A 13,344-nucleotide genomic window follows, 5' to 3' on the forward strand; every position below is an offset into this window, starting at 1 on the left:
CACTACGGGTTGGGCAGACCGAAGCTGGCGCCGGTGGTCGCGCTCACCCAGTCGGACAGGGTGTTCGAGTCCGTGGTGCTGATGCGCCGCACCGACGAGGCGGTCGTGTTGGTCAGGCCGGTCATGTTCACCGACACCGTCGACGCCGACGGGGTGCTCGTGTACGTGCACAGGGCCCCGCCGCAGTCCGTGGGGAGCCACAGCCCCTCGGCCTGGGCGGCCTGGAGCTGCGCGGGGAACGCGCTGGCGGGCGTGCCGGTGGTCACGATGAGGGGAACGGCGTCCTGGGTGGTGCCCGACGGGTCCTTCACGCGCAGCACGCGGTTTCCGTAGGTGAGGCCCGTGGTACCGCCGACCACGTCCCAGGCGGTGTCGTAGAAGGTCGGGACCTGGACCTGCGACTTGCTGGTGGTCTCGGTGACCTCGCCCGCGATGGGCGCGAGGTGCACCACGATGAGGTCGCCCGCGGCCACGACGACGTTGGGCAGCGTCGCGACGACGGTGCTCGGCGACTCCACCAGCGTGATCTTGTCCATCGTGCCGCCGCTCACCACCCGCAGCTCGATGAGATCGTGGCTGCTCGGGAGGTTGGGGTTCAGCTCGTTGATGACCAGCTGCGCCGGCACCAGGAAGCCGGTGAAGCTGGCGCTGTTGGCCGCCGCGTCCACGCCGGCCGCGTGGGTGTCCGCCACGCTCGAGGCCACGGTGACCTGGTAGCTGGCGCTCGACACCTGCGGAGAGGTGGTGAGCTGGACCTGCTTGCCGGTGACCGTGGCGGAGCTCGCGACCAGGCCATTGGTGAGGGTGAACTGCTGGCCGCCGGCGTTCACGCTCGCAGGGTCGATGCGGCGATCGAAGGTGACGAGCACGCCGGTGCTGCTGGTGGCGGTCGCGCTGAGCACCTTGGGCGCCGGGCACGCGATGGCGAGGACCTCCGGGTCCGTCCAGGCAGAGACCTGCGCCTGGGCGTTGAAGCGCCACAGCGGCGCCGCCGTGGTGAGCGAGCAGCCCTGGGCCACGTCGAGCGAGTCCTGCACGGCGGTGGTGAGCCGCAGCTTCAGGTTCGGGCTGAGCGCGGCGACGCCGAGGGTGACGAAGCTCGCCGAGACGTGGCCCGTGCCCGCCGCGGCGAAGGCGGAGGCGACGGTGCCGCTCACCGTGACGAGCTCGCTGTCGAGCTCGTTCAGGCCCGCGACGAGGTCCTCGCTGCTCACGTCCTTGCGCAGCGCGTCCACGGAAGCCCCCGAGGAGACGACCGTGAAGCTCGCCGCGTCCAGCGCGGCGATGCGCGGCTGCGAGCCCACCGTCGCCTTGGCGGTGGCGTGGAAGGACACCGTGTCGCCCACCGTGGGCGCCGGGCTGAGGGTGGCCGGGTCCACGGCCACGAACACGGCCGGGCCGCTCTGCTCCGCCTGGAGGAAGAAGCCTGCGGGGTCGGAGGCCGCCGTCCCCGTGAGGACCTTCGTGAACGTCACGACCGCGCGCTCCACGTCCTCGGAGATGGGGCCGTCCGCGAGCGCGCGGATCTTCGCGATGCGCGCGGAGACCTCGGCGGGCGAGGGCACGATGACGTAGGTCTCCGTGCGCACCGCCTCGGCGTTGCCGGCGAGGTCCACCGAGAAGAACTTCAGCGTCACGTTGCCGGTGAGCGAGAGGGGCGAGGCGTACAGCGGCGAGTCGCTCGTGGGCGTGCTGCCGTCCAGCGTGTAGTGCGTCGCGCTGCAGCCGCTGCCGGCCCCGTCGCTGCACGTCAGGGCCACGGACTGCGTCCCCGTGTAGGAGCCGCTGGCGGGGCTCGCCGTGGTCGAGGGGGCGTCCGCGTCGATGACGTAGGTCTGCGTGTGCACGGTCTCGGCGTTGCCGGCCGCGTCCACAGAGAAGTACTTCACGGTCGTGTCGACCGAGACCTCGATGGCGCCGGTGTAGCGCGTGGAGGCGGTGGTCGGAGCGCTGCCGTCCACGGTGTAGTAGGTCGCAGCGCAGCCGCTGCCGCCCTCTCCGTCCGTGCAGGCCAGGGTGACGCTCTTCGCGGCGGCGTAGGTGCCGCCCGCGGGCGAGGCCGTGGTGGTGGGCGCGGCGCCGTCGATGAGGTAGCTCTCCGTGCGCACCGCCTCCGCATTGCCGGCCTTGTCCACCGAGAAGAACTTGAGCGTGGCGCTCTGCGCGACGACGACCGCGGCCGTGTACGGCGTGGAGTCACGGGTGGGCGTGCTGCCGTCGAGCGTGTAGTAGGTCGCGTTGCAGCCGCTGCCGGCGCCGTCCGTGCACGCGAGCGTGACGGCGGTGTCCCCCGCGAAGGTGCCTCCGGCCGGAGTGGCCTCGGTGGTGGGGGCGGCGCCGTCGAGCGTGTAGTCCTCGCTCGCGACGGCGCTCGCGTTGCCCGCGACGTCCACCGCGAAGAAGCGCAGCGCGGTGCTCTGCGTCACCGCGAGGGGCGCCGTGTACGTCGGCGAAGACTGCGTCGGCGTGCTGCCGTCGGTGGTGTAGTGGATGGCGGCGCAGCCGCTGCCCGCGTCGGTGCAGGTGAGGGTCACGCTCTGCGCAGTGCGGTAGAGGCCGCCCACGGGAGAGGCGGAGACCGTGGGGGCGGTGGTGTCCGAGGGAGACACCGCGAAGGTGTAGTGCTCGCTCTTCGCGGCCTCCGCGTTGCCGGCCACATCCACGGAGAAGAAGCGCACCGTGGTCTCGCTCGAGAGCTTCAGCGCGCTGCCATAGCGCAGCGAGGAGGTCGTCGGCGCTGCACCGTCCAACGTGTAGTAGGTGGCCGCGCAGCCGCTGCCGCTCGCGCCGTCGTCGCACTGCAGCGTCACCGTGACGCTGCCCGCGAAGCTGCCGCCCACGGGGGTGGCGCGGGTGGTGGGGGCCGTCGTGTCGGCCGATTGGGTCGGGGGAGGGGTCGGGGGCGAGCTGGAGCCGCAGGCGCTCGCGAGCTGGACCACGAGCAGTGCGGCAGCACACCGGCTGAGCCGGGAAAGCGTGGGGGTCACTTGGATGCTCCGGGGAGTTCGAGGCGGCGCAGAGTTTCATTGCCGAGCGCTCCACTGCAAGCCTCCCACCCGAGCAACAGAGGCCTCGCGCAGCCTCGTGCAGAACCCAGGGTGTCACCTCACGGGCGTGGGTCAGGAAGACCCCGACGAGCGGCGATGCCGAGCGCGCGCGTCTTGGCACCGAGGCCCGAGCGCAGGCGCGGCCGGAGCGCGGCCGCACGCGGAGCTCGACCGTCACGCGCGCGCGCTGCGCAGCAGGGGCGAGCCCACCCCGCAGCAAGGCCTGACGCGGCCGCGGCGAGGCCGCCCTGTGCGGGGCCCACTTCGAGCGCATCGCGCGCCGGAATGCACCCGCTTCGCGCTCCGTGGGGGCCAGGGGGCAGCACAGCGGCCGCGCGGCGCGCTCGCCACCGACCCGCGGCCGCGCGGCGGTCCGTCTGCTCGTGGGCTCCGCTGTAGGTCCGTGGCGGTGGCCCGGCAGCAGGTGACCGACAGGGGGCCCGCAGGAGCGGGGGAGCAGGCGGCCATCGAAGTTGCGGGTTGTGCGGGACTCGCGGTTGGGCGTAGTCCTGATTCGCCGAAAGCGCGTGTGGGTAGACAGCGCGCCCCTGCGACAGCAGCTTGAGGGAGGCGACATCCCCCTGCGCCTTCGCACCTGCCGGCGGCACCGAGCGCTCCCTGAGCCCGTGCCTGCAGCAGGGCGCGAGCCCGCCGCTCGCTCCCGGCGGTGCTCGCTCTCGAAATCGGTTGAATTCAAACGATCGCTCCCGCACCACTGCGGGCCTCACGGGGACGGGTAGTCGCGTCCGGTGGCGGTCCAGGCAGCACTGCGGACTCGTGGCCGGGCGTGGCGTCCAGAGGCGCAGTGGCGCCGATTCGATGGACCCCGCCCCCCCTTCCAAGGAGTCATGTGATGCAGGTTGTCTGTCCCCGTCGTCCCCGCGGCCGTGCCCGCGGCACTGCCCTTCTCCTGAGCAGCGCACTGCTCCTCGCAGCCTGCGGGGGAGGCAACATGGAGGGTGGCGACGAAACGACGTCCGACGGACTCGATACGACCGAGGCCGGACTGCGCAGCCAGACGCTCACGGCGTCGATGGTCCGCGTGAGCAAGAGCGCCGATCGGTCGAACTCGCAGCCGCTGCAGGGCGCGACGCTCACCGGCAACGTCTACATCTTCCTCCAGTCCGGCTCGGTCACCACCGCCCGGCAGGTGGAGTTCTACGCGGATGCCTCGCAGACGCCGGCCACCACCGAGACCAGCTCGCCCTGGGACTTCCTGGGCACCTCGTCCGGCGGCACGCCCAACGTCTACAACAGCGCCCTGCTCGGGGACGGCACGCACACGTTCACGGTGCGCGCTACCTTCGGCAACGGCAAGACGAGCGCCGTCACCGTGACGTTCACGGCGAAGAACGGCACCGTGCCCAACACGACGCCGACTCCCACGCCGACGCCGACTCCCACGCCGACGCCGACTCCCACGCCGACCGGCCCCCAGTTCTTCGTCTCCACCACGGGCAACGACGCGAACCCCGGCAGCGAGGCGCAGCCCTGGCGCACCATTCAGAAGGCGATGCGCTCGGCGACGGCAGGCTCCACGGTGAACATCCGCGGGGGCACCTATCCGGAGCGCCTCAGCGTGGGCGTGTCCGGCACCTCCGGCAGCCCCATCACCTTCCAGCCCTACGGCTTCTCGGGCGGCCCCAACTGCGGCGGCTACACGGGCGTCGCGTGCGGCGGCGAGAAGGTCATCCTCGACTACACCTCGCTTGGCACCGTGCGCGACGGCGTGCCCTACCTGGACATCAACGGGCGCACGGACATCCGCATCCAGGGCCTCACCTTCCAGAACTACAACACGCTGGGCGCGATGCAGCGCGGCGTCTGGGTGCACGGCGCCTCGCAGCGCGTGGAGCTGCGCAACAACCGCTTCCTGCGCATCAAGAACCCGGGCGCCTGGGACGGCACCAACGCGCTGCTCAACTTCTGGGTGGAGACGCCCGCCACCAACGTGACGGTGGCCGGCAACGAGCTCGGTGAGATCGTCTCCAACTACGGCGAGACGCTCACGCTCGCGACGAGCAACGTGCTCATCGAGAACAACTGGATCCACGACACGGACGCCATCGGCATCAACGTGGGCCACCTCGCCTCGGGCGGCGGCCCCACCAACCTCACCATCCGCGGCAACCTGCTCGAGTGGATCAGCCGCAAGCGTGACGGCAGCGTCTGGTACGGCAGCCAGGCGGCGTCCATCTACGTGAACGGCGCGGCCGGCTCCGTCATCGAGCGCAACACCGTGCGCGACTCCGAGTGGGCCTACGAGGTGTGCTCCGAGCCGAACTACCCGGACAGCCACGACATCGTCATCCGCAACAACGTGTCGCTGCGCAACTACGCCGCGTTCCTCGTGGGCACCTGGTACAGCAACACCAACGGCTCCACCGTGTACAACATCAAGGTCCTCAACAACACGGTCTACGGCTCGACCCACGGCTTCGTCATCCGGCCGCACCAGAGCGCCACGGTGCAGTGGAAGAACAACCTCCTCGTGAACACGCCCACCCCGCTGGCCAACTCGCTCAACTGGCCGCTGGGTCCCATGGACTACAACCTGTACAGCGGCAGCCCTGCCGGCCCTGACGCGCACAAGCTCACGGTGGACCCGCAGCTGACCAACCCGGCGGCGGGGGACTTCTCCCTGCGCTCCACCTCGCCCGCCGCCAACGCGGGCGACCCGGCCACCGCGACGGGTGACGTGGGCGCGGTGGACCTCGGCGGCGGCACGCGCCTCCTCGGCGGCCGCGTGGACATCGGGGCCGACGAGGTCCTGTAGTCCCGCATCACCCCTGCGCCGGGCTCCGCGTCGCGGAGCCCGGCGCACCTTCGACGCTCCTGAGCACAGGCCGAGGGCGTGGATCGCGAGGTCCACGCCCTCGTGTCGCCTTGACCCGCCCGGTTGCCTGGTTACTCCTGAGGCTCACGCAGTGAGCGCGCCGGGAGTGCGCACGACATGGGCCTGTGGACCGACTGGGTGCAGTGGGTGACGGACGCGGTGCTCGCGCTCTCCGGGCTGTACGGCGGCAGCGTGGGGCTCGCGGTGGTGACGCTGTCCTTCGCGGTGCGGCTCGCGCTGCTGCCGCTGTCCCTGCGGCTCGCGCGGCGCTCGCGCGAGCAGCGCGCGCGCCTGGCGGCGCTGAAGCCCGAGCTCGAGGCGCTGCAGCGCCGCCTGAAGGCCGAGCCCGAGCGGCTCGCGCAGGAGACGCTCGCGCTCTACCGCGCGCACGGCGTGGCGCCGGTGGACGGGCGCGGGCTGCTCGCGCTGCTCGCGCAGGCGCCGGTGGTGGGCGGCCTGGTGAGCGCGCTCTCGCGGGGGCGGCTCGCGGCGGGGCCCTTCCTCTGGATGGCGGACCTCGCGCGCCCGGACGTGCTGCTGCTCGCGCTGGTGGCCTGCCTCAGCGGCGCGGGCGCGGCGCTCAACCCCGACCTGCCGCGCGAGGGCCGGACGCTGATGGTGCTGCTGCCCGCGGCCCTCAGCGTGCTCTTCCTCTGGCGCGCCTCGGCGGCGCTCGGCCTCTACTGGGCGGCCTCGAGCGGCGTGGGCCTGCTGCAGTCCGCGCTGCTGCGCCGCGCTCCCGCCCGCAGTGCGCAGGGCACCGGCGGTCAGCGGCGCTGAGGTGCGCCCGCCGCGGAAGCGCGCGCCACCCGCCACAGCCGCGCGAGGTCCGCGGCGCGCGCCTCCAGCGCCTGCGCCGCGCCCGCCATCGCCTCCTCCAGCGAGAGGGGCCCGGGCACGAGGCTGAAGGCGGCCTCGATGCCGACGTCGTAGAGGCGCTGGTAGCCCTCGCCGAGGCTGCCCACCAGCGCGATGACGGGCACGCCCGCCGCGCGCGCGATGCGGGCCACCCCCATGGGCGCCTTGCCGCGAAGGCTCTGCGCGTCCATCCGCCCCTCACCGGTGATGACGAGCTGCGCGCCGGCGCAGGCCTGCGCGAGCCCGGAGAGCTCCGCCACCCACTCGATGCCCGGGCGCGAGCGCGCGCCGAGGAAGGCCCGCAGCGCGAAGCCCAGCCCGCCGGCCGCGCCCACGCCGGGCTCGCTGCGGGGGTCCTCCCCCAGCGCCGCCGCCACCACGCCCGCGTAGTGCGCGAGCGCCGCGTCCAGCTCGGCCACCTGCGCGGGGCTCGCGCCCTTCTGCGGGCCGAACACCGCCGAGGCGCCGTGCGGCCCGCACAGCGGGTTGTCCACGTCCGCCATCACCTCCACCGGCACCTGCGCGAGCCGCGGGTCGAGCCCGGAGACGTCCACGCGCGCGAGCCGCGCGAGCGCCGCGCCCCCGGGAGGCAGCGCCACCCCGTGCGCATCGAGCAAGCGCACGCCGAGCGCCTGGAGCAGCCCCGCGCCCCCGTCGTTCGTCGCGCTGCCGCCCAGGCCCACGATGATGCGGCGCGCGCCCGCGTCCAGCGCCGCGCGCACCAGCTCTCCCGTGCCGTGGCTGCTCGCGCGGGTGGCGTCGCGCGCGGCGCGCGGCACGAGGTGCAGGCCGCTCGCCGCGGCCATCTCCAGCACCGCCGTGCCGTCCGCGAGCCAGCCCCAGTGCGCGAGCACCGGCGCTCCCAGCGGCCCCTGCACCCGCTGCTGCCGCCGCTCGCCGCCCGTCGCCGCGAGCACCGCGTCCACCGTCCCCTCGCCGCCGTCCGCCATGGGGCGCAGCAGCAGCTCGGCCTGCGGGTCCACGCTCGCCCAGCCGCGCGCGATGGCGGCCGCCACCTCCGGCGCGCTGAGGCTCTCCTTGAACGAGTCGGGCGCGATGACGAGCTTCACTCAGTCCCCCGCGCTGCTGGTGAACTTGAGCCCCACGATGGCCACGAGCAGCAGCGCGAGGAAGAGCAGCCGCGCAGGGGTCGCCGGCTCGTGGAAGAGGAAGATGCCCAGCACCGCGGCCCCGAGCGCACCGATGCCCACCCACACCGCGTAGGCCGTGCCGATGGGCAGCGAGCGCACGGCGAGCGAGAGCAGCACCATGCTCGCGGCGAGCGTGGCCGCGACGAAGAGCGTGGGCCACAGCCGGGTGAAGCCGTGGGTGTACTTCAGCCCCACGGCCCAGCAGGTCTCGAGCAGCCCGGCGACGATGAGGAGGAGCCATGCCATGCGCAGGGCCGTACGGCCCCGGCGCGCCGCTGTCCACGGAAACCTTGACGGGAGGCGCGGCGAGCGACGCAATGCGCCCATGCCCAGGTCCTCTGCCGAGCTCGACGTCGTGTTGTGGGGTGCCACCGGCTTCACCGGCCAGCTCGTGGCGGAGGCGCTCGCGCGCGGCAAGCACGGCGCGCGCTGGGCGCTCGCGGGCCGCGACCGCGCGAAGCTGGAGCGGGTGCGCGAGGGGCTCTCCCGCATCGACCCCGCCTGCGCCCAGCTGCCGCTGCTCCTCGCGGACGCGCAGGACGCGGCGTCGCTCGATGCGCTCGCCTCGCGCACGCGCGTGGTCTGCTCCACCGTGGGGCCCTACGCGCTGTACGGCAGCGCGCTGGTGGCGGCGTGCGTGCGCGCGGGCACGGACTACTGCGACCTCACCGGCGAGGTGCAGTGGATGCGGCGGATGATCGACCAGCACCACGCGGAGGCGCAGCGCACCGGCGCGCGCATCGTGCACGCGTGCGGCTTCGACTCCATCCCTTCCGTCCTGGGCACGCTGATGCTGCAGGAGCACATGCGCGCCGAGCACGGCGGCCACCTGGACGCGGTGCGCTTCTACATGGGGCGCATGCGCGGCGGCGCGAGTGGCGGCACGGTGGCGAGCATGCTCAACGCGCTCGACGAGGCCACGAAGGACCGCAGCGTGCGCCGCGTGCTGGGCAACCCCTACGGCCTGGACCCGGACCCGAAGCGCCGCGGCCCCGACGGCAGCGACCAGCTCGGCGTGCGCTACAGCGAGGAGCTGGGCAGCTGGACGGGCCCCTTCGTGATGGCGAGCGTGAACACCCGTGGCGTGCGCCGCACGAACGCGCTGCTCGGCTTTCCCTGGGGCGAGGGCTTCCGCTACTCGGAGGTGCAGGCCTTCGGGCCGGGGCCGCGGGGCCTCGCGCGCGCGAGCGCGATGTCCGCGGGCCTCGGCGCCTTCGTGGGCGCGGTGTCGGTGAAGCCCCTGCGCAAGCTCGTGCAGAAGCGGCTGCCCGCGGCGGGGCAGGGGCCCAGCCCCGAGCAGCGCGAGCGCGGCTTCTTCGAGGCGCACCTGCGCGGTGAGGGGCGCTCGGCGCGCACCGGCGAGCAGGTGCGGCTCGCGGGAAAGGTCGCGAGCCGCGGGGACCCCGGCTACGCAGCCACCGCGGTGATGCTCTCCGAGAGCGCGCTCTGCCTCGCGCAGGACGCGCTGCCCGCCGCGGGCGGCGTGCACACCGTGGGCACGGCCCTGGGGATGACGCTGGTGGAGCGGCTGCGGCGCGCGGGCATGACCTTCAGCGTGGAGACGCTCCCTGGCTAGAGTCGGGCGATGACCCGCCTCGTCCTCGCTGCCGCCGTGCTCCTGGGGCTCCCCGCTCTCGCCCAGCCGCAGGGCGCTCCGACCTCCTTCCTGCGCGAGCTCACCGAGACCCGCCGCTACACGGCCGGCCGGCCCATTGCGTCCACGCCCACGCCGGACGGCGGCACCGTGCTCTTCCTGCGCAGCAGCCCCACCTCCAGCGCGCTCTCGCTCTGGGCCTTCGACGTGGCGAGCGGACAGGCGAGGGAGCTGCTCACCCCGGAAGGCGTGCTGGGCGGCGTGGGCGAGACCCTCAGCCGCGAGGAGGCGGCGCGGCGCGAGCGGATGCGGGTGGGCGCGCGCGGCTTCACCACCTTCGCGCTCTCGAAGGACGGGCGGCGCGTGCTGCTCACGCTCTCCGGGCGCCTCTTCCTGCTCGAGCGCGCGAGCGGGCAGGTGCGCGAGCTGAAGGCGGCGGCCGGCGGCATCGACCCGCGCCTCTCCGCGGACGGCGAGCACGTGGCCTACGTGCGCGGGAGCGACCTGTACCAGCTGGACCTGCGCACCGGGCGCGAGCACCGGGTGAGCCGCGGGGGCACGCCCGAGCGCACGCACGGGCTCGCGGAGTTCGTGGCGATGGAGGAGATGGGGCGCTTCACCGGCTACTGGTGGAGCCCGGACGCGCGCCAGCTCGCCTTCACCGAGAGCGACACGCGCGGCGTGGAGAAGCTCGCGCTCGCGGACCCCGCCCACCCCGAGCGCGCCCCGGAGCGCGTGCCCTACCCGCGGCCCGGCACGCCCAACGCGCGGGTGCGCCTCTTCGTCGCGCAGGCCACCGGCGGAAGCCCGCGCGAGGTGCGCTGGGACCTGGAGCGCTACCCCTACCTCGCCACGGTGCGCTGGCCCGAGCGGGGGCCGCTCACGCTGCTGGTGCAGAACCGCGCCCAGACGGAGGAGCTGCTGCTCGCGGCGGACCCGCGCACCGGCGCGACGCGCACGCTGCTCACCGAGAGGGACCCGGCCTGGGTGAACCTGGACCAGGACTTCCCCCTCTGGCGCGAGGACGGCACGGGCTTCCTCTGGCAGACCGAGCGCAACGGCGACACGGAGCTGGAGCTGCGCAGTGCGGACGGGCGGCTCCTGCGCTCGCGGGTGGCGCCGGGGGCGGGCTTTCGCGCGCTGGTGCGCTACGTGGAGGCGGAGGACACGCTGTACTTCCTCGGCGGCCCCAACCCCACCGAGCGCTACCTCTGGCGCAGCGTGCGGGGCGGGGCGCCCGAGCGCGTGAGCCAGGAGACGCCCGCGCTCGAGAGCGCCACCGTCACGCCGGACGGACGGGTGGTGGTGCTCACGAGCGAGAGCCCCACGCACCTGCGCCGCACGCGGGTGCTGCGCGCGGACGGCACGACTTCAGGCGAGCTGCCCTCGGTGGCGAAGGAGCCGCCCTTCACGCCGCGCCTCGAGGTGCGGCAGGTGGGCAAGGCGGGGTACTGGACCTCGCTCGTGCGCCCGCGCGCGGCGAAGCCCGGCGTGAAGCTGCCGGTCATCGTGCGCATCTACGGCGCCGCGCACCCGCTCGTGCAGCAGGGGATGACCTTGCACCTCGACTCGCAGTGGATGGCGGACCAGGGCTACCTCGTCGTCAGCATCGACGGGCGGGGCACGTGGTTTCGCGGCCGCGCGTGGGAGCGCGCGCTGAAGTACGACTTCGTGGGCCGGCTGGACGAGCAGGTGGAGGCGCTGCGCGCGCTCGCCGCGCAGGTACCGGAGCTGGACCTCGCGCGCGTGGGCATCGAGGGCTGGAGCAACGGCGGCTACATGGCCGCGATGGCGGTGCTCGAGCGCCCGGACGTCTTCCGCGCCGCGGTGGCGGGCGCGCCGGTGGTGGACTGGCGCGACTACGACTCGCACCTCACCGAGCGTTTCCTCGGGCTGCCGCAGGAGCACCCCGAGGCCTACGCGCGCAACTCGCTGCTCCCCGCGGCGAGCGCCCCCGGCCCCATGGGCAAGCTGCTGCTCATCCACGGCACCGCGGACGACAACGTCTTCCTCGGCCACACGCTGCGGCTGTGCGACGCGCTCTTGCGCGCGGGCAAGCCCTTCTCGCTGCTCACGCTCTCGGGCTCCACGCACATGCCCGTGGACCCGCTCTCGGTGGAGCGGCGCTGGGAGCGCACGATGCGCCACTTCCACGAGAGCCTGTAGGCGCCCGGCGGGGGCCCATTCGCGGCCCGCACCCCGAGGCTGCTAGTGTCGCGCGCTCGACATTGGCAGCCGGCCCCCGAGGGCCGACGGGGACAGCATGCATCACGGGGTGAATCGAAGCGGTGGGTGGAGCCTTCCTGCGGCGCTGGGTGCCGCGCTCCTCCTGGCAGTGGGCTGTGGCGCGGAGGGCGAGGCGGGCGCGCCGGGCACTCCTGGAGCGCCGGGCGCACCGGGGGCCACGGGCTCGCCGGGGGCCACGGGCGCGCCGGGCCCTGCGGGTCCTTCCGGCGCACCGGTGGTGACGCTCAACTCCTCCGAGCCCGCAGGGGCGCACTGCACCTTCGGCGGCACGAAGCTGGAGTTCGGACCGGACATCGACGGGGACATGCAGCTGGACCCCGGTGAGATCAACCCAGCCCTCACCCAGTACCTCTGCCACGGCGAGCCGGGCTTCGCCTGCTGGGACCTCAACACGAACCACGCCTGTGACGTGGGCAGCGAGGACAAGGACGCGGACGGCAGCTGCACCGTGGCGGACTGCCTCGCGCCCAACGTGACCCAGTACATCCGCAACGGGACCGTCCAGCAGGCGGACTCGAGCTTCAACGTGAGCGGCTCAGGTGCCGTGGGTGGCACCTTCACGGCGGGCGATCGCGTCCGGGTGCAGACGAACAACGACGGGCTCTACAACGCGACGACGCTGCTCCAGCTGCGCGCGCCCTCGCAGCCCGGCTACCCGATCACCGACGTGCTGCGCGTGGACAACGCGAGCGGCCTCGCCGCAATCGGCCAGCTGGGCATCGGCTTCATCCCTGCCTCGGGCGATGGCACGCGGATGATGTGGCACCCCTTCAAGGCCGCGTTCCGCGCCGGCGGCGTGGACGGCAACCTCGGGCACTGGGACGACGCGAACGTGGGCTTCTACTCGTGGGCGGGCGGCTTCAACACGCGGGCCTCGGCGAACTACAGCCTCGCCTTCGGCTACTACAACCTGGCCTCCGGCGCCTATGCGACGGCCCTGGGCTACAACACCACGGCCAGCGGCATGGGCTCGGCGGCGCTCGGCTACCGTGTGACGGCAGACGGTGCCTACGGCGTCGCGCTCGGCAACCGCGTGAGCACCAACGGGTTCGACGGCGCCTTCGCCTGGGGCGACGGGTCCACCACGACCGTGCCCTCGAACCTGGTGACGGCGAGCAACCAGTTCGCCATCCGCGCGGCGGGCGGCGTGCGGCTCTTCACCAACTCGGGCCTCACCACGGGCGTCAGCCTGAACCCCGGCGGCTCCTCGTGGAACGTGCTCTCCGACCGCAATGCGAAGACGGCCTTCCAGCCGGTGGACGGTGAGCAGGTGCTCGCGAAGCTCTCGAAGATTCCGCTGCAGACCTGGGTCTACAAGGCCGAGGAGCAGCAGCCGCGGCACGTGGGCCCGATGGCGCAGGACTTCCACGCGGCCTTCGGCCTCGGCCTGAACGACCGCACCATCAACAGCCTGGACATCGACGGCATCAACATGGTCGCCATCCAGGCGCTGGAGAAGCGCACCGAGGAGCTGCAGGCGAGCACCCGCCAGGTGCAGACGCTTCAGCAGGAGGTGGAGCTGCTCAAGCGCCAGCTGGGCCGCATCGAGCAGGAGCTCGCGCGCCAGAAGCGCTAGAGGGCGGGCGAAAGGGGACGGCCCGCAGCCTGCTG

8 protein-coding genes are annotated in these 13,344 nt (G+C 73.4%); 5 read left to right on the forward strand and 3 right to left on the reverse strand.

From position 1 onward, the window contains the following. Nucleotides 1-2: 2 nt before the first annotated feature. Complete coding sequence (locus FGE12_RS12830; RefSeq protein WP_153866747.1) at nt 3-2,987, reverse strand: chitobiase/beta-hexosaminidase C-terminal domain-containing protein; 2,985 nt, start codon at nt 2,985-2,987, stop codon at nt 3-5. Between the two features lie 1,012 nt (nt 2,988-3,999). Here FGE12_RS12830 and FGE12_RS12835 point away from each other — a divergent pair. Continuing rightward, a complete protein-coding gene (locus tag FGE12_RS12835; protein ID WP_194797836.1) occupies nt 4,000-5,823 on the forward strand; it encodes a DUF1565 domain-containing protein in 1,824 nt (607 codons plus the stop codon). Between the two features lie 177 nt (nt 5,824-6,000). After that, entirely contained in the window at nt 6,001-6,663 is a 663-nt protein-coding gene (gene yidC, locus FGE12_RS12840; protein ID WP_153866749.1) for a membrane protein insertase YidC, read from the forward strand. On the opposite strand, the gene FGE12_RS12845 is transcribed toward yidC, so the two are convergent. Together FGE12_RS12845 and sugE are read right to left on the reverse strand one after the other, a co-directional pair. Further along, the gene (locus tag FGE12_RS12845) at nt 6,651-7,811 is read right to left on the reverse strand and encodes a glycerate kinase (protein ID WP_194797837.1); all 1,161 of its coding nucleotides are present in this window, start codon (nt 7,809-7,811) and stop codon (nt 6,651-6,653) included. The two genes, yidC and FGE12_RS12845, sit on opposite strands and share 13 nt — an antisense overlap. Continuing rightward, nucleotides 7,812-8,138: a quaternary ammonium compound efflux SMR transporter SugE gene (gene sugE, locus FGE12_RS12850; RefSeq protein ID WP_153866750.1), complete on the reverse strand. Its 327-nt coding sequence runs from the start codon at nt 8,136-8,138 to the stop codon at nt 7,812-7,814. Between the two features lie 79 nt (nt 8,139-8,217). On the opposite strand from sugE, the gene FGE12_RS12855 reads away from it, so the two are divergent. From FGE12_RS12855 to FGE12_RS30930, 3 genes are all read left to right on the forward strand, one after another. Then, nucleotides 8,218-9,468, forward strand: a complete 1,251-nt coding sequence (locus FGE12_RS12855; protein ID WP_153866751.1) for a trans-acting enoyl reductase family protein — start codon at nt 8,218-8,220, stop codon at nt 9,466-9,468. A gap of 9 nt (nt 9,469-9,477) precedes the next feature. Next, nucleotides 9,478-11,652, forward strand: coding sequence for a S9 family peptidase (locus FGE12_RS12860; RefSeq protein ID WP_153866752.1), 2,175 nt, complete (start codon nt 9,478-9,480; stop codon nt 11,650-11,652). Nucleotides 11,653-11,950: 298 nt separating this feature from the next. Then, nucleotides 11,951-13,309, forward strand: coding sequence for a tail fiber domain-containing protein (locus FGE12_RS30930; RefSeq protein WP_153866753.1), 1,359 nt, complete (start codon nt 11,951-11,953; stop codon nt 13,307-13,309). The last annotated feature ends 35 nt before the right edge of the window (nt 13,310-13,344 follow it).

Source organism: Aggregicoccus sp. 17bor-14 (genome assembly GCF_009659535.1).
Lineage (GTDB): Bacteria > Myxococcota > Myxococcia > Myxococcales > Myxococcaceae > Aggregicoccus.